Below are 23,507 nucleotides of genomic sequence, written 5' to 3' on the forward strand. Positions count from 1 at the left end.
GTTCAAGGTGGTCACCATTAAATTCCATACACGCTATCAACCCCAGGGTTTAACAACCTTACTCTCACATCTCCGGACATATTCTTTTAGCTCAACGCCCTGTTCGAAGGCTACCTTGATGGCATCGAAATCTACACCGATATTGTTGAGATATTGCAATACCAACTGATCCCGTCCATCGGAGCGAGGCCGTATGCCACTGAAGAAGAAGCCCATGGCTTCAAACTCTGGCGTCAATTCCGATACAATCGGATCAGCCAGGTCCAGCAGGAGATAGATACCCTTGAGGCCCTCCATGCAAGCAGATCGAAGGGCGTTTTTCACTGCAGGGACCACGCCTTGCCCACAGGTCTCCACGATGATGGTGGCTGTTGCCAGAGGCTCGACAAATACCTTCATTTCATGAGGTCGATCTGTGGAGGCCGTTTGTTGCACTTTGCCAAGTTTGGGATTTTCCCCAAGTCCCTGGTAGAGGTAGCTGATGAAATCTGCATGATCCGGAGGGAAAAAGAGCGGAAGTGAGCTGATTGGTGATGATATGCGCCGATAGCACAGGAGGATGTTTTCCCGCTCCTGTGCATCTTTGATCCCCTTGAGATCGAGAGGAGTTGTCCGGGCGAGAACAAGGCAGCACGGCTCGAACCCGAAGCTGACGACTGCACGCTGGGAATATTCATGCGAACAAACGGCATCGGCAACGACCCATTGCAGATTTCTGGCTTGGGCTTCCTTCATCAGCCCGACAGAGAGTTCCTTCAAGCATCCTCGACGGCGATACCGTTTCCGGACAAAGGCCCGTCCCCATGCTCCACATAACGGATCATCATCCAAAGCCATGGAGGCATGGCCCATGACGTCACCGTCTTCGGTCACGGCCACCATGGACACGAGCTGGCCACTTTGATTGAGTTCCCGTATGGCTTTCGCGTCATAGGCATTGTCGACGATGAAAGAATAGCCGTATGCAGAATAGGCACATTGGGCCACGTCCAGAGCTTCTTCCTGCCGCATCAGGCGGACAGTATAACTGATATCTTCCTGAACCTCGGCACAAGAGTCCGACTCCGGATCAGAGGAGCAATCCGCAACAGGGAGTGTGGAATATTTCTTATAAAGGCGTATCTGCTTGCCCTGCCTGCCGAGGTTGGAAAACGTGACTTTATCCATGAACGACTTCATGAATTTCAGCCCCAACCCCTGTTCCAGTATGTCACCGTCCGGACTGGCAACCTGTTTTTCCATGGTTTCAGGGTCAAAGGGGGTGCCGCGCTCACGAATGACAAACTCCACACCAAGCGAGTCGGATTGAGCACGAAGTCTCACCATGTTGTCTTCGGGACAGCCATGATCCATCACGTTAGCCAGTGCCTCTTCCAGACTGAGTCTGATGTATGGCAATTCCTTGGTCATGCCGACAGCACTCCCGAACTCCTCCACAAAAGCGAGGGCGAGCGAGAGAAACTTCTTTTCAGCAGGGAAATGTATGCTGGCGCTTCGTTCCATGTAGCTTCTCCAATAGACCAGAATTAAGGGGGCACCATACCAATTTCATCTTTGCGTCCAGATTCAGCCATCATCTACCCGATATCATTTGTATATCCTTTTGTATATTCCACGAAAAAAGGCTTAGAAGGAAAACCTTCTAAGCCTTTATAATCATTGGTGGAGCTGGAGGGAATCGAACCCACGACCTCTTGAATGCCATTTTTGATTACTGCATCTAAAGTGTTAATTCTATTACCTTAGATACATTCCCGTATACCCACTGTGTATGCTCTGGGACCGATTGTATATTTTATGTATATTCTTCCTAATTCTCACCAGAATAGATTTCAGTTAAACAATCTTATCCTGCAACTCTGATGGCTTAAAGAACCTAAACTGATCATCAACCCAATCCTTTAACAGCGATTCAGCTTGGAAAAACATTTTTGCTATTGGAAGCAGATTGCTCAAAGAGGTTTCTTCTATGCGGAACAAGTGAGTCCTGCACGATGCATCACACTCTGCAACGCTTATATTGGAATCGAATCGTTCTAGAGCCCTCTCGTCAAAATAAAACTGAATAGCCCCATCAATATGATCAGCAACGGCGTCATTCCAATCAGTATCCACCGGACATTTCGATGTTGCATGCAGACATAGACTTGTGAGTACTCGCCCATCTGCCTCGCGAGGCAATTCTTCAATCATACATGACAAATCGTCTCCATTTCGCTTGAACACTACCTCCAGTTTCCCAAAACCTTGATGATAGTCCCAATACTGATAGTCTGTCGGATGCTCTGGCGGCAACACCTCATAATACCCCCACTTCTTCTCTCCCCTAAATATCTTTAACTGTTTTAAGAAAGTTGGGTCCATGGGTCTAATGACCTCTTCTAAAGCGTAGATCACATCTGACTGAGAGTCGTCATATTGGTCCACCCTCAAATACAACCTGTTCCGACCAACAACTTTAAACAGCGTCTCATAAAGAATGAAATGTTTAGGCAGATGACCGTGTAGGCGACACAAGAAAGATGGGTATCTAATCAACTGCCCAGAGGGAGCGACAACACCTGAATTAACAGAAACTAAGTCGTCTCTGACTAGATTCCATAGTTCGGGAGCCTTTCTAAAAACAGGAGCATCAACATGATAGGACTCACAACACCGCTGGCACTCTCTTGGTTGAATCTGTTGCTTAACATCAACTCCAATAAGAATTAGAGCCATTCTTTCATCATCTGTTAACCCAGCGCGACCATAAACACCGCTTGTTTCAACGGTTGAACGGTAATCCTTTTCATCCTTCTCGGAAAAGCCTCTTACACGAATTTCAATGGCTTCTCTAACCAAAGGAGTAAGGTAAGCATCACCAGAAGGGTCAAAGCAAGAATATACACTTAACTGAGCACTCTCGATCTCTTTAAGAATCTGATCTATGATTTCCCAATAGCGTTGCGGCAGCATAACGGCCCTACAAATGTTCAAACTTTAAAAAGCATCAACACAACAACTTTTATGTTGAAACCTAAACGGCTGCAACCTTTACTCGAAATAGTCCTGAAGGTCATATTCTGCCTTCATATCAATGCCTCTCACGGACGCGCTTCGCCGATACAAGTCAGTCCCGGAAATTGTAACCATCTCCGCTTTCCCGGATATCAAGGTCATATGCAAATGATTGGCTATTTCCCAGGGTAGCCAAAGGACCACTTGCAGCACATTCTTGTACTTGTCGATTATCCCGATGAACTCGGTCACTCTCTCCTCTTCTTCAGTGTAAATTCGAATATCAATCGGGCTGCCCAACTCGACCTTTTTGCTTTCTGTATATGAGAGTTTCCCGCTTATGTTCAACGTCGGGATATTGCTCATTTCGATATGCTTATTGCCTCTAGGTCCACGCATTGTTGAAGTGTAGTGCAACTCGGCAAACCACCGGGTGTCTCCCCGCATGTCGATCACATAGTCTGCAAAGATTTTACTTGGATCAATTTTCTTTTTAGCCATAAGCACCTCCAACATGGCGTATTTATGACTTTTCCATACACCAAGCACATTCTGATGGCTAATGATTTGTCAGATTTCAGAGTGCATAAAAAGAGACCTCTCAGTTGCTTTCTGAGAGGCCTTTTTACCATTTCCTATAGTGACTTATTTGATCAGCTTCGGCTTGGACTCGATAGCTCGTCGTCTCTCTCCATCGGTCTCATGGTAGTAGGTGTTCATGATCATCCTGAGGGAAGTATGTCCGAGGATATTGGCTACTGCCTTTGCGTCAGCCCCGTTTGCCAGAGTCATCGATGTAAACAAATGCCTGATCGTATACATGCAGACCGACTTGTCCAACTTAGCTTTCTTCTTGGCTCCCCTAAATGCGGACTTAGAGCTTTTAATTCGCTTGCCTCGGTACTCGATCAAATAATCCGTCTTTGCTTCGGCGTATTTAGCCTTAAGCCTTTCCTTAAACTCTTCACTGATGGGGATAAATCTGTCGCTAGCCTTAGTTTTGGTCCCCCTGACTCGTATCTGATTTCGCTCCCAATCGACATCCCTCCAAAGCAACCCAAACAGTTCACTTGGACCTGGCCTCGCCCCAAGCTCCCACATGACATCTAGGGCAAATTGAAGATGGGGAGACGAGTTATCATACAGCCTACGGAAGTCCTCAAGAGACATATTCAGTTCTCTCGGTTTTTCCTGCTTCTTCACCTCGGACCACCACTTTTTCATGGGGTTCCTTGGTATGTACTCCATCCTCACACCAAAGTTCAGGATGATATTGAGGTAGTCCATATAGCGATTTTGAGTGGCAACGGCTTTGCCATCGTACAAGGCATGTACCTTCTCAAAATCTTTGGGACCAAGCTTGAAGATTGGCTTTGAAGCCAGAATGGGCAGCCACTCTTTGTTCAGCTTGTCGCGGACTAGGTTCAGGTAACTGGGGTCTCGCTTCTTACGCTTCTCGTGGTTGATATAAAGTTGCGCCAACTCGTCCAGGTGGACCTCTGCTCTGTTAATAGGCGTCTGCTTGATTTTTGATTTCTTGACTTCGAGGTCCCTAAGCTTGGCATTCTTCTTACCCTCTTCACCCCTCCCGAAGTATTCTTTAACCGGGCTTTTCTTGCCGGGGAGCCTGTACTGGCAGTACCAGACTCCCGTCGATTTGATCTGACCTACGCTCATACTTCGACCGGGATAAATCCCGCCCTCCTGCGCTCTGCCCTCACAGCGAACTCGGATGGTGAAGCCATGAAGTCATCGAGGTCCGTTATCTTGTAACGATTGAGCTTCGGCCCATATTTCGGCAGTTGATACCCTTTGGTAATCCTGGCGAAGTGTCGCGGGCCGTACCCGCAATATGCTGCTGCATTTTTGAGGTTAAGATATTCCGGTCGGATCATCTGTCGTCCATAAGGAGCCCTCTGCGCTGCGCTACTGACGCATCCGGCTCAACCCATCAACATTTTGATTTTCGTTAGTCATAGTGACGTCCTCCTTGATTTTGGAGCAAGCGGTTTTGCTCTATGTTACAGTTATTTATATGGAAAGAATTCAAGTTTACACAGACACACAGAATGAACTCTGGGTTTATTTAAGCTTTCTTCGCATCTACTAATATACAAAAGCTGCCGAGGGTAAGGCCCTCGGCAGCTACCAAATGCTGTTAGAGAATCTTACCTACAACAATTTTTTCTATTATCGGGGTGTAGCGCATCCAGAAAAGAGCATCTAACAATTTTTCCTGAATGCACTCACAGTGAGTGTCTTCGCCATATTTTTTTTCGAATGTATCATGCTCCATAACCACATAGTCAAAAAGAAATTCATAATCACTCTGAGAATCATATATCGCATTTGTGATAGTACCACTCCAACTTTCTTCAAACCAAATTCGGCTACCCGTACACTTATTTTTATTGATACTATACGCAACATACTCCATCTCTCTATCTGTGAGAAAATCAGTGTAGCAATATCTCAACACAGACTTATCGACCAATATATTTGTGTCATTCCCATCTAGAAAACCAGCTGGATCGTATAAAACACCACCTGTTTGAGCAACAGGAAGTCCGTCATAGTATAACTCAACGTCCATATGCTCATCTCCAAAATATACTACTGCACCATGTAATGATGATCTTCTAATTAATTTAGTAAATCCATCCCAAGATGACTCCCCAATGATCTTCAATTCCAATCTAGAAATTCCGCCTCGATCATTTTTTGACACCCAACATAATGCACTTGGAATTTCATCTGGGATTAACTCTAACCCCTTAACCTGTGCTTGCGAGCGCCCAATAAGTCGTTTATTTCTTTTTATCAAATCTATTCTTTTTTCAAAATCACTTCTAAAATCCCAATACAAATATATATCTATTAAGTTACTAGAAATAAATTCATCAATATAGCTATTATCCTTAAAAACCACATGTGTACTAATATCGTAACTCATTATTTTATCCTTTTAATGCATTTTATCCATTTTTTTAACTTCAAATTTCAAATTAAAAACCAAGTTTGCACTCAACCATCAAATCAAGGAAATCAAAATAGTGATTACCTTCGTAAACAAGATCACCGTCTTCATTAACAGTCATTATTTTTATTTTATCTGGATTCAAATACTCTAAATAAGTTTCAAGAGGATTATCATTTTCTTTAAAATCGACCCAGCCGCAAAGTATTGCGTGCTCTAATTCGTCGAAAAGATCTATCTCGTCAGTCGTAAACACTTCCATAGAAGGCATATGCTTATTTTGCGGAGACACCCACGCTTCATCTGCCTCACAATGATGTAAAGTAGCATACTCATATTGCCAGTTCATTCGAACGCAGTACTCTTTTCTCCCCGCAGCGTTGTACCCGATGACGTAAGCGTAGATCACAGACGCGAACCAATCACACCCCTCACAAGCATCTGTCGCGAGAGCCCCTTTTTCACACCTTTGGGGAGATCTGAACGTATAGGCCGCACCATAGAAACCATTGGGCTTATCCCAATATCCCTTCTTCCCAACCACATAATAATTAATATTTTTTTTCATTACTCTTTTCCTATTTTTTGGACGTCAGCGAAGACAATGCATCAGCTGCTGCCGCATTCATTTCATTCGTGCTTTCGCACGGGATACCCCCCAAAGAAGGGGAATCCCCAATGTTAAGAGTACCAAGTACTAGAGGGCTTCGAGTCGCTGAAGAATCTCTTTTTCCTGAGGATCGAAGTTCTTGGCCTGTTCGGCTTCGTAAGCTTCAAGGGCCTCTTCATGGGTCAGTGGAATCCACTGAATATCTACCGGGAGGTCGGCTTTTTCGAGTGCGTCAAGCACCTGCTTCCTGTAGCGATCCTTCTGCTGGTAAAACTCCACACCAGCGCGAACTCCCACGGACATGTCCTTGAGACGTTCAAGTCTGAACATTCTCTCCGTGGCATTGCCATTGACAAACCATCTGTCATGAAATGCCTTAAAAAGGCTTTCATGAACATCTCGTTCCTCTTCGGACATCACTTCTGAATATCTAAGCTGCTCTGATCCGTTAAAAAGCTTTTTGTGCTCTTCAAAACTCGGATCAGCTGAGAACATCTCTCCGTCCAAACATCCGTAAAGGAGCGGTTCCTTTGCTTTCAGCTTGTAAACGATCGATCCCCAAAAACCGCCTTCAGCGTGGATTGAGAGATACCCGTAGATATATTCAACGTTGTCCACTGTCTTCTGCATGTAAGCTGTGCCACCGATGAAGCGGGGATTATCTGGAAAAAGCTTAATCCTCTGATCAGCTAAAACATAATGATATATTTTGTTCATCGTATATCCTTTTGCTTGTGTGCTATTAGCAGCTAGTCACTTAAAATTCAAAAGCACTGGCTGCAACTAGTTCGGCTTACGAAGGGGTGCCCGAGGCACCCCTTCGTCAATCGATGCCTATTGGTGACTAGGCAGGCTCATAACCAACTCGCCATCTTCAAAACCGTGTACTTCAAGAGCCACAGGTGCTTCCCTAACAGGGAGCTCTGCAAGCCCTCTAATAGTGATCAAGGCATTGGGGCGATTGCCGACGGTCTTTCCGAGCCTCCTGGCCCCAGGAGTCCCTTGACTAACTTTCTTGAAGTAGAATTTCTCCACTTCGTCATCGAAAGCTACGGTAACGTAGTCTCCTTGCTTGGCCTCCAATTTCATGAGGCCTTCGAGGTTGAAACGGAAGGTCGTAGAAATAGTTTCCTTACCGTTGACGTTCTGGAGCTTGCTGCAATAGGCGATATCGCCCACGCTATTAGAGCTAGCTCGACGCGTGAAAAGTATTTTCTTTGCCATGGTATTTCCTCCAGGCTGTAATAATTTAATCTGGCGAGTCACTCAGGACTCAATCTTCAACCGATGGACCGAGGCAGAGGCTTTTAAAGCGTGCCGGTGAGAGCTCTTCACGTGGTCATGAGACCAGTATGAATTCACGCCACGAAAATATAAACAAAGCCTCATTTCAGGGCCTCACAAAAACAAGGCAACTTGCTTGAATAAAAGGAAATAAAAAATAACTTTTTTTTCAACCGACTTCCGTCAGTTGGTAATTTTAGTCTCAAAATGGCACAAATTCCGGTGAAGAACGACTAGCCAAACAAGGGTAAAAAATGACCCCAAAGACACTTTGTCCTAGGGGCCATTGGGGAAAATTGAAGCGCACTGCTTCAGCTATATTTCGTGCATCATGATATTCGTAATTTCTTCTGGCTGAACGCCAATATACCGCATTGTCACAGACGGATTTGAATGATTATATCGCTTGCACAGCACCTCAAAGCCGACCCCAAAATGAACTCGTTGGATATAACCGAACGTCTTTCGAAGAGTCCGGCCTCCGTAATTGCCTTTCAAATTGATAGAGCAAGCCCAAGCCTTCACCATACGGTTGACCGCGCAAAGCGTCAGAGGCTTCCCGGCCTTTCTTGACCGAAACAAGTAGCTATCAGGCTCCACACCCGTCGAATCAAAGTACAACTTCAAAGCCCGATCAACTTCCCTGTTAATGACAAGAAAATTTTGCTTCCCCGTTTTTGACTCCATAATTTCGATCGAAGCTCCCACTTTTCGTCCTTGGAATTGGCGAACCTTGAACTTCAATAAATCCCCCAACCTGATACCGGTATTTATCCCCATAATGAACAACAGGTAATCTCTCGGCTTGGACAAAAGCATCTGCTTGATTGAGCGAATATCCTCAAGGCTCTTAATCGGATCGACTGCTCTAGGAATTGCCATTTCATTCTCCCAGCACGTTTTGAGATGCCCATTCATCGAACTCTCGGCCATCCACAACCATAAGCTCGCCTCGGTGATAACTGCCGATCTCTCCCGACAAGTCGAAGTGGACTTGGACAAGATTCCCATCAAAATCGATAACCGTGCCATATTGCTCATCATCAAGATAAATTGATGACCGAATCAGGACCTTGTCGTTAATCTCCATGCCAACTCCATCTTGAATGTAAAGTTTCTTACATTTCAGATATATAAAGTTGATATTCACTCGTAAACGGAATTGTTGTCGAATCCTAAGTTGTTGTTTTCGTTACTCGAATCATTTCAATGTCAACTCTTTACAAAGAGTTGCCTTTCATAGCGATTAAACATCATGATTTCAGGGCATTGAAGATGTCATCGAGGTCATAATTGTAACTCATGACAATTCTCAAAATCATTATTCCACAATACTGCTTGTCAGGTCGCGTCCGTCGAAGACGACGCTATCCTGACAACTGGCAGCTTTGCTGCCAGACAGTGGTTGAAATAATTATGACATGAATTTTCAAGTGTAATGAATATATACAGTGGTAACGAACATCGAAGATGTTCGTTGCAAGATGCGTCACCCGCATCTTGCTCATTGTGGGTTAATTTCTCTTGTTGGGTTTGGAGACTCGGCCCCGAAGGGGACTAGGCTTCAAGCCCCTTATTCCTTTTTATCTTTATTAAAGGAAGTGCCAAAAGAGTACTGGATAGTGGTCGGAATGAATATTTCAAGGGTCAATATTGTCCCTTTTGGGGGACATTTTGGTTCAAGTAAAAACTCAAATAATTTCGGATGCATAAAACTTTTTTCAACTTTTTTTCGTTTTTTTTGCCCCAAAAGCCTTTTTTGCCGTCAAATCCTTATAAGTAGTAGTGGCGGGCAATTCTGCCGCCTCGAAACCGTTGGAGATCATATGAAAAAAGGGAAATTCAAACGAGTGGGAATCCGAGAGGAACTCCACCAGCAAATGAAAGCTCTGGCAGCCATGAAACGGAGTGAGTCTGCAACAACTCATCAATGAAGCTGTCCTAGAGTTCTTGGTATGGCAACAGTCCCAACTCAATGAGAGCTTGGGCTACAAGAAAGAAACAGTTTAACGGGAGATCGACTTATGAAATCCAAATGGAATGACGAGCAGGTACAAGCACTGATTATTACGAGATGTGAAACTGATGAAAAGTTCGCTAATGAAGTCTTCAGGTTCTTAGAACCAGAGATGCTCGACAAAGAAGAAGCACGGACTGATTTTTAGAATCTATCACGACCACTACCGAAACAACGACTCACTCCCCTCTCAAAGCCTTTTATACGAGCACTCTGCTAGCAATAGGCCAAAGGTCAAAAAAGCACTGAGCTACCTCAAGAGCCAACTTGAAGACTTGAACGTTGACGAGTTGAGCAGCGACCTCTTGCTCAAAGAAGCCGAATTCATCCACTGTGCTTGTTATTACAGGACAGCATTTACCCATTTGCACCAGGGATACGAAACCGCCGAGAATACACGAAACCTTGATGAACTGCTTCAGTACCATTCGGAGCTTACTAATCTTGGAGCAGCCTATTCACGCCCGGTAGTGACACACTCGTCCCTCAACTCAAAAATGGGCAACATCGTGGGCCTTATCGCTGATGGCAAGGACAGGAAGGTCGTTCCGACATTTTATCCTGACCTCGATGACATGTTAAACGGGGGACTGCCTGAAAAGACGTTGACCATCCTTGCTGCCGAAGTCCATGGAGGAAAAACTCAGGCCCTTATCAACATGGCTCATCGTCAAGCACAAAACGGTAAGAATGTGCTCTGTGTCACGCTGGAAATGTCCGAAATGGACTATATGCACAGATTCATCTCCTTAATCAGCGACATTCCGCTTTACGAATTACAGGATCAGGACAAATCACCAAGCGTTCAAAAAAGGCTATCCACCTTTCAGAGCACTTGGGCTGACAATCTTTCAGGTCAATACGGAAATATCCACATCGTGGACCATGATGACGGAGAGTTTTCGGCAGCCCAGCTTCAGCAGCACATCCTGAGATATGGAAGTGACAACATTGATATCGTCTACATCGATTACCTCAACCTGATGAATCCAAGTGTACCATTCAGGGCCGCCGATACATACGCGACTGCCAAGAAGATTGCCGAGGAACTGAGGCTGCTGGCTAAAAAGATGTCGATTCCTATTGTAACAGCAACCCAGGTCAATAGGCCTGGGATGAACACGAAATTGGAAGAACTGGACATGAATTACGTCAGTGAATCAATTGGGGTTCCGGCAACAGCAGACCTTATGCTTTTTCTGGCGGGACGCGATGACTCTGGCAAGAAGCATGAGGGCGAGAAGCGATACAAGATCGTCAAGAATCGTATGGCACCGTTCACCGACTCAATAGAGTTGTTCTACACCGATGCCCATACCCTCAAAATGTATGACAGTTCTGAGATGGACATATGGCTTAAGGATCAAGAACTAACACGCGACCTTATGAGTCGTGAAACCCTATAAAACGGAGAAGACTGATGTCTAACCAGAAGAAAATGGAAGAAAAAATGAATGCCCACAGGCTGAAAAAGCGCCGGACTGACCAGAACCAAGTCGAAGCCTAGGCAAAGCTACAAACAGGCAAATGGGGCATATGATCCTAAAAAATGCCATACACAATTCTACCACTGGCTCTACAATGCACTCATTGGCCGAAAACTGAGCGGAGCCGAATGGGCTATCATTATGTATATCATCCGTAACAACATAGGATACGGAGGGGCTCCTGCCATTTTCCGTCGCGATGACGTAGCAAAACTTACTGGCTATGATCCCAAAACGGTATCAAGAGCTTTTTCGGTGTTCATGAAAAAAAACATCATTATCCCCCATGAATCATCGAAAAAAGCTGTCCAGCTGAACTTCAACACTGACGAGTGGCTAGATTAACCAAACAACATATAAGCCCGGAGAAGCAGCAGATCTCCGGGCTTTTTCATGCCCTACTCCAGCCCCTTTAACTTAGCTGCCAGCACCACATACGAGTTGAGATTCTTGCTATCGACGCTCCCTAACAAAAGGCACATCAGGGCCATCACGTGATTCATTCGGTGAACATTACTTTCGGCCTGACCGATAACTCTGAACGATCTTTCGAGCTTTGGGCAACACAGCTTTGGAGGACGTACCGTTATCATCGGCCAACAGGCCCAAGACCTCCACTCCGTCCACTTCGGGCAGTTCGGGCAGTTCGGGCAGTTCGTTTTCACCATCAAGATATTTCAGCATGATCTCATCGGACATGATCTCTCCTCGCTCCAAGGTTGATAGTACTCCTTGGCAGCCAATCTATTTATACGGACAGGGATGAACAGGAGAACACGAGGGCCACATGAGCCACTTTTTATCAGCCGAGATAACAAGAGCAAGCAACTGACGAGACCGCACGAGAGATCATGCGGCCTCGACCTTGAGTTCTTTAGGTGAATTAACGAGGGCAGGAATATACAACTCGCAAAAGCTGTATACTTTTAACAGCGAAAGGTAGTTAGGAGTTATCTCAGCACATCCGACACAAGTCTATGAACAAGACGGACCTCGGCGTCATCAGCCTTATCCAGCAACTCACCTATATCCTTAATAAGATCAGATCGATCTTCCATATGGGCATTGTCGAGGAGGCTACCGATAGTCACCTCAAGAGCTTCGGCTATCTTTTCGAGCTTTTCGATTGAGACATTGCCTTCCCCACGCTCGACCTCACCAAGATACTTGCCGCTGATACCGACAAGTTCAGCGAGCTTATCTTGCGAGAGACTCTGAGAGGTCCTCAGTTCCCGAATTCGTTTCCCCAGCCTGACTTTGAGTTCCGACATAACCACCTCCAATTCATAATTATAGGTGGCAAACAAGCGACATAAACCTTTTATAAGTGTTTACAAACTCTTTTTTAGAACATATAAGTAATCAAATTCGATAATTGGACACACAAATCTCATCAAACGATCAAATTACGATCTCAAATAGGAAAGGAGAACGCATGTCTGTCACCAAGGATGAATTCGTCAAGATCATGGAGCAACGCATCAAATCCGATCCGAATCAGCTCAATATCCCCAATGCTCAGTTGGTGAAATTCGTCAACGACTTCGTTGATACCGAAGGCAGCAAATATCTGGACTACGGCCTCATCAATTGGGGCATCGGCATCCTCTTCTGGGGAATCCCTCTTGCCTTCCGGCAGATTACTCCCAAAGCAATTGTCCATGAACTCGACCACGGTAAGGCTATCGACCTCGACAAGCTCTATGCGGCCCATTCCGAATGGATCAACATGGATATCAACCGAGAGATGCCCCTCCTCTTCCACAAGATCGGCGCGATGAGCCCAAGCTGCGTCCTGCTCACCAACACGACTCTCTACTACAACATGCCGAGGTCGAAGAAATCCGGTGACGCCAAGCAGCAGACCATGGGCAAGATCGACATCGCCGACATCACCCAATTCGATACCAAGCCGCATTCTATCATGGATATGATTACCCTGACCGTGAACAACAACGAGATCGGCGCATTCAACTGCAAGAAAGCTCACGGAAAGTCGGCCAATAATCTCCGCAAGCTGTTCCAATCCATCACCATGAAGAAGAACAACCTCCTCGGATAGGCCCCCATGAGAATGACAGCAATCCTCCTTGTCTGCCTGTGCCTACTCGGATGCACAGGCGGTCAGGAGGAAGCCCCACGGCTGGCTTACTTCAATGACGTGAGGTGGAGTTGGTCGCCGGAAACAACCGCTTTCGAATTGGACAAACAGGGATACTGCACGGCCTATCCCGACCACACCCATGGAACTCGTTTGCAAGTCTTCAATGCCTTTGTTGACCAATTCAAGTCGGACGGTTGCGGCAAAGTCCAAGGACTGATTTGGAATCCCCTTCCCTTTTTCTCCTACGAGGAATGGGGAAATGACCAACTCCTGTCGAAGTACCAGGAGCTATACTGGCAAATCATCGAGAGATACCGACCGGCCAACACGGACAAGGGCAGTCGGAGCTATGAGGCCATCCGGCAACTCTGGAGCGATTTCGTTTCGAGTTCCAGTACCCTCCAAAAGATCAATCGGAACATCATCGTCTTCGACAAGGTGTACGGCGTCCCCAAAGCCGAAAGTCCGATCCTGAAGCGGGAGTTCTTCTACTCGCCGTTTTACGAGAAGACATTTGAAAAGGACGATACCCTTGTTGCTCACTGTGCCACCATCGACATCAATCTGTGGCCCAAAGTCCGTGCCGAAATTCAAGCCGAGTACGGCGAGGGCAAATCAAACACATGGATAGACGGAGAACACTATCTGGTCGCTTCGATCGGACCGGAAGTCCGGCTATGGAACATCAATCTGGAGCGACTGAGACAGTATCTAGAACAACTCCAATCGAAACTCAAATAGACAATAAATTTATACGGTTTGATCAAGCTGCTCAACGTGAACGTGACATCATTCGAAAACGAAACCCCACAGAAAAAGGAGTCGACATGAAAACGAAAAACTTCATACCGTTATTTTTGGGCATCCTCCTGATGACCGCTGTTTTCTACGGCTGTTCAAGCAAAATACCCGCTTTCGATCCCAGTTCCATCTGCTCCCAACAGGTGGCACCGCTCGCCCCCAAGGCGGCGCACATGATGAATGCAGGAGAACACAGGCTTTACGCCGAACTTGACTGCAACATCGGCCAGATGAAGGGAGGCAAGGAATTCCTACTGACCATCCAGGAGGAAGTCGAAGCTCGTGATGAAGTACCCGCCGACTATATGACTGAATTCTACGACCTGAACAAACTGATCGTGGAAGCCGACGGCAAGTTCGACGGAGTGCTGGCCAAGGTCGATCCCGAATGGATGAGAACCTTGAAGGCCAACTACGCAAAATAAGACCAAACGTTGGAAGCTTGGGAATTGAGAACTCCCCAAGCAACCTCTCCATAAGCCCATCCCCTGCGGATGGGCTTTTCTCGTTCAGGAAACAGTGTACTTTCGCCGACTCGCTGTATATTGACAAAATAGAGCAGCTTATCATCTGAAATCATTGAAGAACAAGGAGCATAAATATGGATTGCATGGAACAGGCAATGAAGATGGTCGAAGCACAGGCAGGTGTGCGTGAAATGACCGCCGAAGGCATGATCTCGATGGTCAAGGAAGTGAACATGGGCCTCACCGGGATTGCCACCGGCGAGATCGGAGAGAAGGCGCAGGAACCGATGGTCGATCCCAGGAAAGCCATCAGGAAGAAGACGATCACCTGCGTCGAATGCGGCAAGACATTCAAAACCATCACGAAGCGGCATCTGGAAAGCCACGGCCTGTCGCCTGCCGAATACAAGGCGAAGTGGGGATACCCCAAAGGCCAGCCGCTCTCCTGCCGGGATACGGCCAAGGCACGTTCCGAGCGCATGAAGAACATGGAGCTTTGGAAGAAGACCAAGCCCAAGAAGGCCTCGGCCAAGAAACCCGAAACCAAGTAGATCATTTCACCATGATCGTAGAGGCCCGTCCGAAAGGATGGGCCTTTCATCTTTCAGCGAGAGTTCAGGGCGGCGCCATCGTAGAGGCCCGACGAGGCCACGCAACTACGAGACTGATAAACCATATGGATTTTCGACAAGAATCTCCTACAAGCCACACGAGAGGTCGAAACGATGACATCCGACTACAAGGACAAGATACAAACACAAATACCAAGGCTATACGAGACTGAGAACATCCCAGCAGAAGAAAAGCTCATCTACCACCACTTCTTCGTAGGTGACTCCCACTGGTACGCTGCCGAATTCGATGGAGAGGACATCTTCTTTGGCTATGCGATCCTCAACGGAGATATGCAAAATGCCGAATGGGGGTACTTCTCTTTGCAGGAACTTAAAAGCGTGAAAGTTGGGCCTCTACGGGTTGAGGTGGATTGTTCGTGGGAGATAAAACGATTCGGTGAAATCCAGCCCAACATTCAACGCAACCTCCTGCGAACAATTTGACTCTTTCTTCAATTCGGGACAATAAGAAGCCATGAAACAAGACAAAAAGAAAGCCCTGTTCATAGCCCAAAAGATATTTGCCGAACTCGTCTTTGATGTTCAAAGCCTCGAAGGAATGCCCTTTACCATGCCAGAGGTGCAAACGTACATTCAGGGCATTACCGTGGGCGGCCACAAGGTCACAGACGAAACAAAACTCAAGCAGCAAATCCTTGGCTGGGAAAAACTCATTGAGTTGGTAAAAACAGACACTTTCGCAGTCTCCAAAGAGGTGGCTTGTTCGATTCAGGAAGTGATCGCCAAAGACGAAGCTCTTGAAATCGGCCAATTCCGCTCAGGGCAAGTAAGTATTGCTGGCACCGAGTACAGGCCTCCCAAAGCAGACGAATTAGATGGTATTTTTGCCGCCACCATTGAGGAGATCCTAGAGATCGAAGATATCCGAGAACAGGCTTACAGGCTGCACTTAGACTTTGCTCGCAACCAGTTCTTTTACGATGGGAACAAACGAACTGGCTTACTCATGCTCAACGGACACTTGATGAGCAACGGCTATCCCCCATTGTCAGTCCCGGCCAAGAGGCTGACGGAGTACAATGCTGGAATGATCAAATTCTACGAAAGCGGCGAGCATTCTGAAATGATGACATTCCTCAAACAATGCCATGAGAACATGTACAAACGATTTGAATAACAGCACCATTTTTACCTGTTACTGATCACTCAGCCCCCTTCCACAAAGCCTGTGATGCCGGGGGCAATTACTTCGGCTACCACAAAATTTGACACCTCACCGCAACCCAGCTCTTCCACGTAGGACACCCGGTCAACCTAATCCAACAAATACTCCGCCACAATAACCCGAATACCACCGCGAAATACCTGCACAGCTTGGGTTTGAACAAAGCACTCAAAGCGATTGATGGGACCTTTTAGGCTTCGCCTTTAATAGACGCGAACATGAAGGCCGGGGCGTAACTTCCAGCCTTTCTTATTGATTTTGCTATGCAGACTCCGGCTCAATCTCACGCTTAACAAACTTGTACACATATTCCTTCATTTCTGCTTCTGAGCTGCACGTGCTTCCCCATGATAGATGCTGCTTAACAAATCCAGCCATAGAATCGTCGCAAAAATATGCAACGTCAGCCTTCTTAAGTGTAAACAAATTAACCACCTTTTGAAGGCCACTATCCGAGAGTTCATTAAATATTGATATATCCAAGTTTTTGCCAAAAATTAATGCTTTGCACTTTGAAATGGCAACGACAAAGCTGAAACTATTATGGTAATCTCCATCTCGCATCGTTGGGTAACTTGAAGTCAACAAACCATCAAATGACAAACTTCTTTCAACTGTATTTGCGTTCAAAAATCCAATATGAAAAGGATTCATGATCCCAGAATACTCTTGTTGAATAAACATCGAAAATGCAAAAGCACCAATCTCAGGTGAAGATTCAAAGTAATCAACAACCTCATCTACCGACTTTTTTTCACCCAGACGCCTATGGAAGTCCCGCCATAACTCCTCAAAACAAATGCCCTGAGTCATATCCTTAATCACTTCAGGGTTTCTTGCCTCAAGACAAGTAAGATACCTAACGAATGAGGTTAACTGCTCAGGGGATAGATTAAAGACAGATTCACCACGAACTTTATTGAGCATCTTGTGCCCAGACTCATCTATCAAAGGGGTAACTAGGCACGATTCATACTCGTAGCTACCATCATGGAACTCGACTTTATACAGATTGTCTTCAAATGCAGTCTTACGAATTGCAACTTCTTTGACCTCTAAACATTTTTGAGGCCCTATACGTCGATACCTGTAAATCTTGCCGGGACTCGACGTCCACTCTTTCAGAAAATGCTGAGGGATATAGTGATGAACTTTAGGAGGATTATGTTTCATAGTAATTATCAGCCTTATCTTTATGTTTTAACCTCATATGATGCACGACATTCGAAAAAAATATCATTAAGATGATTAAATCAGCAATGACTTCACCAGCTCCGTCAAGCAATTCAGATTTTGGCGAAGGCTTGTTGCAAAAAATCTTCTTCTCTTTTTGGACGTCAACCTCCATCGGGCTTTTTACGTCCACCTTAAACTGCGGTCCAGTTTCTTAGACCCACTTCTGAGAGACCTTCATACTCACAGACTTCATGGATCATGGTGTTTAAATCGGGCATCGGATGTCACTAAGGCTTAAGGTTCCCGATCTAAATAGCCATAATTCAACACAGAATCAACACAGATTAACTCATTGTGTTGACACCAAAGACTATACCTTTGATGATCGAACGACCTCTACAGATAAAATAAGAGGCTGACCGACTAAAACCACTTGGACTTTCGATTAGGAAATCAGGAGCGACATTCATGGAATCAGAAGCGCAAAGAGCCATTAGATTTAATGCCGCATTAAACGCCATCGGCCATCATAATTGTAAAGACAGCTTCAAGTCGCTCATAGACTCAGCTCCGCATTTATTCCGAGGATTCAGATTTGCTTACTCAACAAACAACACTAAGCTTGACCTTGGCTTTACGTCATTAAGCCAAATTGAAGAAGACTGCCCTACTTTAAATAAGTACTACAGTGGTTCTGGGTTATTGGTTTATGATGATGATATTTATGAAACCACCGTCACAAAGGGCAAAGTAGAATACCTGCTACTGCTCTCAATCTATTTCGACTCAAACATAGCCTCAGCATTTAGAATTTGGGAAAATGGCGGAAAAGTCAGCGACCCTAGATTTTATCAACTGCTTGAATATGTAAAAAGACGTAATCTCAGCTTTGACTACTCCTTTTTTATACTCGAACGCATGACCGAGTTAATGAACACACAGAACACGCACCCTTTTGAAACGATTCGAGCATTAAAACAATTTGATTATGCCACGATCAAAGAAACAGACAACGGGTTGCTAGTCACTCCCTCCTTGGACAATGGTGAAGCAGGCAGACTAGCAACTGAAACAATGTCATATTTCGCTAGGCAACCATGGGTGCAGGAATCAATAGTAAGACAAAAAAGCGTATATCTAATCATGCTCAAGGCCTACTCGCTATATCTGATGAACAAAAAATCTATAGATCAGAATTTGTGCGCCCTTACGAAGTTCTGCCTTGATAAAATTGGACGTTTTGCAAAAACTGAATTGTACTTTGCTTGGAAGTTTTTCAAATACCGTACAAAATTTAATTTCTTCAGCCCAATCAACAGTCTAACTCCAAAGTCATTAAAGGCCCTCAGAGGCATGTGCTGGGACTTATTCTTTTTGAGGCATCAGGAAACGATTACTTCGGCAGTACCAACCGATGGGTTCAGTGTCCCGTTTATGAGTTCACTTGATAATAAATTCGTTGAACTCACAAAGGCTTGTCCAATCCGATGTACTTTGATGGACTTAGAGTACGACAAGATGCACACCCTTTACGAAGACGAGTTCGAATTTGCTGAAGATTTAAACGCAGCACTTAGCGACTCCTTAAAAAGTGAAATAACCAACCCGATTGCTGCAAAATTAAGAGCACAGCGCCCTTTAACAACAGAGACAACCATCGACCAAGAAATTGAAACACTCTCTGCTGAATTGGCATGTTAACATTCTAGGGCTTCATGCGCCTACACGAGCAAGCTCCCCCAAAAAACACCTACTACTAAGCAAAGACTTTCTGCTCACCACAAAAGCTGGTATAGCTATCACTATAATTACGAAAAAAAGTCCATAATATAACACGTTAGAACACACACGAGAAAGCATGCTGTACGATGTGTTTATAAGTCACGCTTCAGAGGACAAGGACACCTACGTTCGAGAACTAGCGAAAGCACTCCGAAAAGAGAACGTAGCCGTTTGGTATGATGAATTCTCACTCAAGCCGGGCGATAGCCTGCGAAGATCAATTGACTTAGGGCTATCTAAGTCACGATTTGGAATAGTAGTCATCAGCAAATATTTTATAGGCAAAGAGTGGCCTGAGTGGGAACTGGATGGACTTATTCAAAGGCAAAATTCTTCACGTGAATCTATACTCATACCACTTTGGCTCGATATATCCTTTAAAGAAGTTTTGGCCTACTCTCCATCACTTGCAGACAAATTTGCTCTACGAACCGATGAAGGTCTTCGAGCCAACATTGACTCAATCCTCAAGATCGTAAAACCACAAGGGTCGTCTCTTGTTGTCGCAAGAGATCGCCTAATTGAAATGGGATATGATCCTCCGGTAGTAACAGATGACTGGTGGCACAAAGCTATTGAGTACACAGGGTCAAATGGTGTTGAAGGCACTTTCCAAGACGCTATGGGATGGGGGCGATGGAGCTTCCCATTGCCAGAACGAGGAAACAGCACTGTCGAAAAAGGCGAACGAATAGCCTGGGCTGTCCTACAAACAGAGTGGATGGAGCGGGCAGATACAGAGGGAATCACCCAAATAACTGATCCTGGTCTGTTATATGATTTCATTCACTCATCAGTTGGCCTTAAAGACAAATGTACCGAGAATTTGCATTATCTCGCGACATATGCCCCTCAAACAACAATACAAGGCCTTAGCGGCCCTTTTGAGGAAGCATTTGACAATGCCCTACGTGGTCCAAGCAACAAAATAAAAAAAGACGAAAAGAAAACCCACGTTTTGGCTCAGGATTAACGACAGATGGGAATAGTCCTAGGTGCGATGAATCTATCGCGTTACGGGACCCCAATTTTGGTTTTTACGAACCTGCAACTATCGCATGCTTTTTTGTGCAAGGACACTTAATGGGGCCACATGTAAAATACTATGACACCATCGACTATCTAATCTGGATGTTGTCAGACCAGAGCACATGGATGCCTCAAAACTGTCGATCATTTCTCATAGAAGGAATGAAGCAATGGGCGCGCTGGGAATGGGGTGAGTACGATAACGATACAGAATTTCAATCAAACAGCTATACAGGAGCATTGAGTAAGGCTCTGTGGGAGGCCAAGTCTCCACGAAGATTTGAGCTAACCCCTAAAATTCGCAAAGACATAGAGAGCCGATTTGAATTCACTATAGAAAGACTCAAACTCAATGAATCCGTTGCCCAAATGGTGGACACATTCATTGAGAACGACTTCATCGAAGCACTCCTTCTAGATAGACGTAAAAAATGAGGTATAGAAATGTCTCTTGATTTTGGCAAACTACAGAACGACATCGCCAGTGGAAATGTTCTTGAACCACGTAAAATTTTTACAACGCTCCAAAGAGATCCCCGTTTCAGAAGGCCATCTGACGAACAAGCTGAAGTCCTTGATGCTTGGTTTGCCCAAAGGCCTCAAGCCGACACGACAATAAAAATGAATACCGGGGCAGGCAAAACATTGGTTGGCCTGCTTGCCCTCCAAAGCTCCCTTAACGAGGGGATACTGCCAGCAGCTTATGTTACACCTGACAACTATCTCCTTGATCAAGTAATAGCAGAGGCCAACACACTTGGAATTCAGACAGTCAAAGACCCCAGAGACCCCAAGTACCTTTCAGGCCAAGCGATTTTAGTCGTCAATATATACAAAATCATAAACGGAAAATCCGTATTTGGTGTTTCCCACGAGGGCATCAAAATTCCAATTGGAGCCATGGTTATTGATGACGCTCACGCCTGTCTCTCTACAGTTGCCACTCAGTTTTCAATGGAGGTCAAGGCTGACCACGAGCTGTACAAGTACCTGTATAATATTTTCCAAACATCACTGAGACAGCAATCTTTAGCCAAGGAAGTCGAATTGGCTGAAGGTGCTAGCCACATAGTCTCATCAGTTCCGTTTTGGTCATGGATTGAACATCAGCCTGAGGTTGTTAAGGCGATAGTATCACATAAAGACGACGAAGATATTATGTTTAGGTGGCCCCTCTTGAGCGAAGTTCTTGAGCTTTGCCAATGCGTTTTTTCGGGGACAAAGCTTGAAATTACCCCAAGATGTATTCCTATCGACGCAATCCCAGCCTTTTCAAGAGCCAAACGCCGTATCTACATGACCGCCACTCTTGCCGATGATGGGATACTTATCTCCCACTTTGGAGCCGACGCCTCAGCAATTCTATCACCGATCACCCCCAAAGGAGCAGGCGACATTGGCGACAGGATGATTTTAGCTCCACAAGAAATCAACCCTCAAATCACAGACGAAGAAGTCAAGCAACTTGTCTCCAATATCGCACAAACTCAAAACGTTGCGGTCATTGTTCCATCGCATACCAGAGCGGGATTTTGGCAAGATGTGTCACACCAAATTCTAGACAAAACCAACATTGCCACAGGCGTAGCTAACATGAGGGCGGGACTTGTAGGACTTACAGTTTTCATCAACAAATACGATGGTGTGGACCTTCCTGGGAACGCATGTAGATTGCTCGTAATTGATGGACTACCAGAGGTCTACACACTAGCTGAACGTTTAGAGATGGCGTTACTGGATGGTACCGAAGTCCAACTTCTCAATCAGATTCAAAGAATTGAACAGGGAATGGGAAGAGGAGTTCGCTCAAGTGAAGATTATTGCTGTATAGTATTACTCGGTGGTCGTCTTACTCAGCGAATTCATCTTAAGGCAGCTAGAGACAAATTCTCCCCAGCAACCTTAGCACAAATAGACCTCGGGAAAGCGGTCACAGAACAGCTTCGAGGAAAGCCACTGAACGAAATAGCCCCGACCCTCAACTATTGCCTTAGTCAAGATTCCCAATGGCTCAATGCCAGCCGAAGCGCGCTAGTGAATGCCCCCGAAAGAGAGACCCCATACATCAATCCCTACGTTGTTAAAATCCGTGAAGCATTTGAGGCTGCAAGAGACCAAAGATATGATGTCGCCTGTGGGCATATACAAGATGCGGCAAACCAAGCAGCAGAGCCAATCACTAGAGGTTATTTGCTTCAGATTTTAGCAAGCTATCAGCACAAGATATCACCTGCTCAAGCACAAGAAACGCTTTTAACTGCTCGTAAATTAAACCGGCAAGTGCTTACCCCCCTTAGCGGCGTCCAGTACTCTAAACTGCTGGCTCCAGCCCAAGGACAAGCTGCTACGGCGATTCAGTATATGAGTAAATTTGAGAATTCAAATGACTTAATCATCTTCATAAACAGCATTCTTGAAGAATTAGCATGGGACCCTCAAAGAACAAATCGCTTCGAAAATGCCTTGCAGGAAATAGGTCACCTACTAGGCTTCGGTTCACAAAGACCAGAACTTGAAATAGGGGATGGTCCCGACAATTTGTGGGCTATTGGACAGGGAGATTATCTGGTTATTGAGTGCAAAAGTGGAGCAACCTCAGGCATCATCTCCAAGAAGAATTGCAACCAGCTTCTAGGGTCAATATCATGGTTCAAAACTAGGTATGCAAATGAAAGTGCAACACCTGTCATGGTCCACCCCCGCAATCATTTCGATCATTATTCTGCTCCTACTCCAGATTTTCGAATAATCGATGAGAACTGCCTTGAAAGATTAAAGACAAACATCTCCCTTCTAGGGACTTCAATCTCTAGCAATGCCTGCATGGGAAGCCCTCAAGGACTGGCCGAGTTACTCACTCATTTCAAGTTCACAAGGGAGTCTTTTATCGCCAGCTACACAACCGGCTACACCGTAGACAAATCCTAACACATATTGGGGCCATAGTTTGGCCCCCATTTTTTCTGCCAAAGCAAG

Annotated in this window: 27 protein-coding genes; 14 read left to right on the plus strand and 13 right to left on the minus strand. The window is 45.4% G+C overall.

Going from position 1 to position 23,507, the window contains the following annotated elements; genetic code table 11:
- Positions 1-36: 36 nt before the first annotated feature.
- The 10 genes from DWB63_RS03115 to DWB63_RS03165 all read right to left on the minus strand — a co-directional run bounded on the left by DWB63_RS03115 (position 37) and on the right by DWB63_RS03165 (position 8,958).
- On the minus strand, positions 37-1,503 hold the full coding sequence (locus tag DWB63_RS03115) for a GNAT family N-acetyltransferase (protein WP_128327351.1): 1,467 nt from the start codon (positions 1,501-1,503) through the stop codon (positions 37-39).
- Between the two features lie 333 nt (positions 1,504-1,836).
- Positions 1,837-2,955, minus strand: a complete 1,119-nt coding sequence (locus DWB63_RS03120) for a hypothetical protein (protein ID WP_128327352.1) — start codon at positions 2,953-2,955, stop codon at positions 1,837-1,839.
- Positions 2,956-3,033: 78 nt separating this feature from the next.
- Positions 3,034-3,498 carry a hypothetical protein gene (locus tag DWB63_RS03125; protein WP_128327353.1) on the minus strand — a complete coding sequence of 155 codons (465 nt, stop codon included), beginning with the start codon at positions 3,496-3,498 and terminating at the stop codon, positions 3,034-3,036.
- 144 nt (positions 3,499-3,642) lie between these two features.
- Positions 3,643-4,674 (minus strand): site-specific integrase, encoded by a 1,032-nt coding sequence (locus DWB63_RS03130; RefSeq protein WP_128327354.1) that lies wholly within the window; start codon positions 4,672-4,674, stop codon positions 3,643-3,645.
- A 481-nt stretch (positions 4,675-5,155) separates the two neighbouring features.
- Positions 5,156-5,950, minus strand: coding sequence for a hypothetical protein (locus DWB63_RS03140; RefSeq protein ID WP_128327356.1), 795 nt, complete (start codon positions 5,948-5,950; stop codon positions 5,156-5,158).
- A 52-nt stretch (positions 5,951-6,002) separates the two neighbouring features.
- Positions 6,003-6,542 carry a hypothetical protein gene (locus DWB63_RS03145; protein ID WP_128327357.1) on the minus strand — a complete coding sequence of 180 codons (540 nt, stop codon included), beginning with the start codon at positions 6,540-6,542 and terminating at the stop codon, positions 6,003-6,005.
- Between the two features lie 129 nt (positions 6,543-6,671).
- Positions 6,672-7,301: a hypothetical protein gene (locus tag DWB63_RS03150; RefSeq protein WP_128327358.1), complete on the minus strand. Its 630-nt coding sequence runs from the start codon at positions 7,299-7,301 to the stop codon at positions 6,672-6,674.
- A 117-nt stretch (positions 7,302-7,418) separates the two neighbouring features.
- On the minus strand, positions 7,419-7,808 hold the full coding sequence (locus DWB63_RS03155; RefSeq protein WP_128327359.1) for a hypothetical protein: 390 nt from the start codon (positions 7,806-7,808) through the stop codon (positions 7,419-7,421).
- Between the two features lie 375 nt (positions 7,809-8,183).
- Positions 8,184-8,750, minus strand: coding sequence for a tyrosine-type recombinase/integrase (locus DWB63_RS03160; protein ID WP_128327360.1), 567 nt, complete (start codon positions 8,748-8,750; stop codon positions 8,184-8,186).
- Between the two features lies 1 nt (position 8,751).
- Positions 8,752-8,958 carry a hypothetical protein gene (locus tag DWB63_RS03165; protein ID WP_128327361.1) on the minus strand — a complete coding sequence of 69 codons (207 nt, stop codon included), beginning with the start codon at positions 8,956-8,958 and terminating at the stop codon, positions 8,752-8,754.
- A gap of 361 nt (positions 8,959-9,319) precedes the next feature.
- On the opposite strand from DWB63_RS03165, the gene DWB63_RS03170 reads away from it, so the two are divergent.
- From DWB63_RS03170 to DWB63_RS03180, 4 genes are all read left to right on the plus strand, one after another.
- Positions 9,320-9,802, plus strand: a complete 483-nt coding sequence (locus tag DWB63_RS03170; protein WP_128327362.1) for a hypothetical protein — start codon at positions 9,320-9,322, stop codon at positions 9,800-9,802.
- 90 nt (positions 9,803-9,892) lie between these two features.
- Entirely contained in the window at positions 9,893-10,033 is a 141-nt protein-coding gene (locus DWB63_RS17185; RefSeq protein ID WP_164879774.1) for a hypothetical protein, read from the plus strand.
- 127 nt (positions 10,034-10,160) lie between these two features.
- The gene (locus tag DWB63_RS03175; protein ID WP_206613123.1) at positions 10,161-11,291 is read left to right on the plus strand and encodes a DnaB-like helicase C-terminal domain-containing protein; all 1,131 of its coding nucleotides are present in this window, start codon (positions 10,161-10,163) and stop codon (positions 11,289-11,291) included.
- A 75-nt stretch (positions 11,292-11,366) separates the two neighbouring features.
- The gene (locus DWB63_RS03180; RefSeq protein WP_128327450.1) at positions 11,367-11,717 is read left to right on the plus strand and encodes a replication protein; all 351 of its coding nucleotides are present in this window, start codon (positions 11,367-11,369) and stop codon (positions 11,715-11,717) included.
- 168 nt (positions 11,718-11,885) lie between these two features.
- Here the strand turns inward: DWB63_RS03180 and DWB63_RS03185 are convergent, their stop codons facing one another.
- Together DWB63_RS03185 and DWB63_RS03190 are read right to left on the minus strand one after the other, a co-directional pair.
- Entirely contained in the window at positions 11,886-12,071 is a 186-nt protein-coding gene (locus DWB63_RS03185; RefSeq protein ID WP_128327364.1) for a hypothetical protein, read from the minus strand.
- A 251-nt stretch (positions 12,072-12,322) separates the two neighbouring features.
- A complete protein-coding gene (locus DWB63_RS03190) occupies positions 12,323-12,643 on the minus strand; it encodes a helix-turn-helix domain-containing protein (RefSeq protein WP_128327365.1) in 321 nt (106 codons plus the stop codon).
- Positions 12,644-12,807: 164 nt separating this feature from the next.
- Between DWB63_RS03190 and DWB63_RS03195 the strand changes: the two genes are divergently transcribed.
- From DWB63_RS03195 to DWB63_RS03220, 6 genes are all read left to right on the plus strand, one after another.
- Positions 12,808-13,434, plus strand: a complete 627-nt coding sequence (locus tag DWB63_RS03195) for a hypothetical protein (RefSeq protein WP_128327366.1) — start codon at positions 12,808-12,810, stop codon at positions 13,432-13,434.
- 6 nt (positions 13,435-13,440) lie between these two features.
- Complete coding sequence (locus tag DWB63_RS03200) at positions 13,441-14,217, plus strand: hypothetical protein (RefSeq protein WP_128327367.1); 777 nt, start codon at positions 13,441-13,443, stop codon at positions 14,215-14,217.
- 86 nt (positions 14,218-14,303) lie between these two features.
- Positions 14,304-14,702, plus strand: a complete 399-nt coding sequence (locus tag DWB63_RS03205; RefSeq protein ID WP_128327368.1) for a hypothetical protein — start codon at positions 14,304-14,306, stop codon at positions 14,700-14,702.
- Positions 14,703-14,878: 176 nt separating this feature from the next.
- Positions 14,879-15,295, plus strand: coding sequence for a MucR family transcriptional regulator (locus DWB63_RS03210; RefSeq protein WP_128327369.1), 417 nt, complete (start codon positions 14,879-14,881; stop codon positions 15,293-15,295).
- A 174-nt stretch (positions 15,296-15,469) separates the two neighbouring features.
- Entirely contained in the window at positions 15,470-15,802 is a 333-nt protein-coding gene (locus tag DWB63_RS03215; RefSeq protein ID WP_128327370.1) for a DUF2958 domain-containing protein, read from the plus strand.
- A 31-nt stretch (positions 15,803-15,833) separates the two neighbouring features.
- The gene (locus tag DWB63_RS03220) at positions 15,834-16,496 is read left to right on the plus strand and encodes a Fic family protein (RefSeq protein ID WP_128327371.1); all 663 of its coding nucleotides are present in this window, start codon (positions 15,834-15,836) and stop codon (positions 16,494-16,496) included.
- A gap of 309 nt (positions 16,497-16,805) precedes the next feature.
- Here the strand turns inward: DWB63_RS03220 and DWB63_RS03225 are convergent, their stop codons facing one another.
- Positions 16,806-17,717, minus strand: a complete 912-nt coding sequence (locus DWB63_RS03225; RefSeq protein ID WP_128327372.1) for a DUF4238 domain-containing protein — start codon at positions 17,715-17,717, stop codon at positions 16,806-16,808.
- Between the two features lie 471 nt (positions 17,718-18,188).
- Between DWB63_RS03225 and DWB63_RS03230 the strand changes: the two genes are divergently transcribed.
- The 4 genes from DWB63_RS03230 to DWB63_RS03245 all read left to right on the plus strand — a co-directional run bounded on the left by DWB63_RS03230 (position 18,189) and on the right by DWB63_RS03245 (position 23,459).
- Positions 18,189-19,421, plus strand: coding sequence for a hypothetical protein (locus DWB63_RS03230; protein ID WP_128327373.1), 1,233 nt, complete (start codon positions 18,189-18,191; stop codon positions 19,419-19,421).
- Positions 19,422-19,578: 157 nt separating this feature from the next.
- On the plus strand, positions 19,579-20,475 hold the full coding sequence (locus DWB63_RS03235; RefSeq protein ID WP_128327374.1) for a toll/interleukin-1 receptor domain-containing protein: 897 nt from the start codon (positions 19,579-19,581) through the stop codon (positions 20,473-20,475).
- Positions 20,476-20,693: 218 nt separating this feature from the next.
- On the plus strand, positions 20,694-20,966 hold the full coding sequence (locus DWB63_RS03240; protein ID WP_206613124.1) for a hypothetical protein: 273 nt from the start codon (positions 20,694-20,696) through the stop codon (positions 20,964-20,966).
- Positions 20,967-20,975: 9 nt separating this feature from the next.
- The gene (locus DWB63_RS03245) at positions 20,976-23,459 is read left to right on the plus strand and encodes a helicase C-terminal domain-containing protein (RefSeq protein WP_128327376.1); all 2,484 of its coding nucleotides are present in this window, start codon (positions 20,976-20,978) and stop codon (positions 23,457-23,459) included.
- The last annotated feature ends 48 nt before the right edge of the window (positions 23,460-23,507 follow it).

The organism is Pseudodesulfovibrio sp. S3, from assembly GCF_004025585.1.
GTDB lineage: Bacteria > Desulfobacterota > Desulfovibrionia > Desulfovibrionales > Desulfovibrionaceae > Pseudodesulfovibrio.

What these genes read in the sequence shown, in the direction of transcription:
- DWB63_RS03115 (WP_128327351.1), bottom strand. Translation starts at nt 1,503, where the DNA reads ATGGAACGAAGCGCCAGCATACATTTCCCTGCTGAAAAGAAGTTTCTC.
- DWB63_RS03120 (WP_128327352.1), bottom strand. Translation starts at nt 2,955, where the DNA reads ATGCTGCCGCAACGCTATTGGGAAATCATAGATCAGATTCTTAAAGAG.
- DWB63_RS03125 (WP_128327353.1), bottom strand. Translation starts at nt 3,498, where the DNA reads ATGGCTAAAAAGAAAATTGATCCAAGTAAAATCTTTGCAGACTATGTG.
- DWB63_RS03130 (WP_128327354.1), bottom strand. Translation starts at nt 4,674, where the DNA reads ATGAGCGTAGGTCAGATCAAATCGACGGGAGTCTGGTACTGCCAGTAC.
- DWB63_RS03140 (WP_128327356.1), bottom strand. Translation starts at nt 5,950, where the DNA reads ATGAGTTACGATATTAGTACACATGTGGTTTTTAAGGATAATAGCTAT.
- DWB63_RS03145 (WP_128327357.1), bottom strand. Translation starts at nt 6,542, where the DNA reads ATGAAAAAAAATATTAATTATTATGTGGTTGGGAAGAAGGGATATTGG.
- DWB63_RS03150 (WP_128327358.1), bottom strand. Translation starts at nt 7,301, where the DNA reads ATGAACAAAATATATCATTATGTTTTAGCTGATCAGAGGATTAAGCTT.
- DWB63_RS03155 (WP_128327359.1), bottom strand. Translation starts at nt 7,808, where the DNA reads ATGGCAAAGAAAATACTTTTCACGCGTCGAGCTAGCTCTAATAGCGTG.
- DWB63_RS03160 (WP_128327360.1), bottom strand. Translation starts at nt 8,750, where the DNA reads ATGGCAATTCCTAGAGCAGTCGATCCGATTAAGAGCCTTGAGGATATT.
- DWB63_RS03165 (WP_128327361.1), bottom strand. Translation starts at nt 8,958, where the DNA reads ATGGAGATTAACGACAAGGTCCTGATTCGGTCATCAATTTATCTTGAT.
- DWB63_RS17185 (WP_164879774.1), top strand. Translation starts at nt 9,893, where the DNA reads ATGAAATCCAAATGGAATGACGAGCAGGTACAAGCACTGATTATTACG.
- DWB63_RS03185 (WP_128327364.1), bottom strand. Translation starts at nt 12,071, where the DNA reads ATGTCCGATGAGATCATGCTGAAATATCTTGATGGTGAAAACGAACTG.
- DWB63_RS03190 (WP_128327365.1), bottom strand. Translation starts at nt 12,643, where the DNA reads ATGTCGGAACTCAAAGTCAGGCTGGGGAAACGAATTCGGGAACTGAGG.
- DWB63_RS03195 (WP_128327366.1), top strand. Translation starts at nt 12,808, where the DNA reads ATGTCTGTCACCAAGGATGAATTCGTCAAGATCATGGAGCAACGCATC.
- DWB63_RS03200 (WP_128327367.1), top strand. Translation starts at nt 13,441, where the DNA reads ATGAGAATGACAGCAATCCTCCTTGTCTGCCTGTGCCTACTCGGATGC.
- DWB63_RS03205 (WP_128327368.1), top strand. Translation starts at nt 14,304, where the DNA reads ATGAAAACGAAAAACTTCATACCGTTATTTTTGGGCATCCTCCTGATG.
- DWB63_RS03210 (WP_128327369.1), top strand. Translation starts at nt 14,879, where the DNA reads ATGGATTGCATGGAACAGGCAATGAAGATGGTCGAAGCACAGGCAGGT.
- DWB63_RS03215 (WP_128327370.1), top strand. Translation starts at nt 15,470, where the DNA reads ATGACATCCGACTACAAGGACAAGATACAAACACAAATACCAAGGCTA.
- DWB63_RS03220 (WP_128327371.1), top strand. Translation starts at nt 15,834, where the DNA reads ATGAAACAAGACAAAAAGAAAGCCCTGTTCATAGCCCAAAAGATATTT.
- DWB63_RS03225 (WP_128327372.1), bottom strand. Translation starts at nt 17,717, where the DNA reads ATGAAACATAATCCTCCTAAAGTTCATCACTATATCCCTCAGCATTTT.
- DWB63_RS03230 (WP_128327373.1), top strand. Translation starts at nt 18,189, where the DNA reads ATGGAATCAGAAGCGCAAAGAGCCATTAGATTTAATGCCGCATTAAAC.
- DWB63_RS03235 (WP_128327374.1), top strand. Translation starts at nt 19,579, where the DNA reads ATGCTGTACGATGTGTTTATAAGTCACGCTTCAGAGGACAAGGACACC.
- DWB63_RS03240 (WP_206613124.1), top strand. Translation starts at nt 20,694, where the DNA reads ATGAAGCAATGGGCGCGCTGGGAATGGGGTGAGTACGATAACGATACA.
- DWB63_RS03245 (WP_128327376.1), top strand. Translation starts at nt 20,976, where the DNA reads ATGTCTCTTGATTTTGGCAAACTACAGAACGACATCGCCAGTGGAAAT.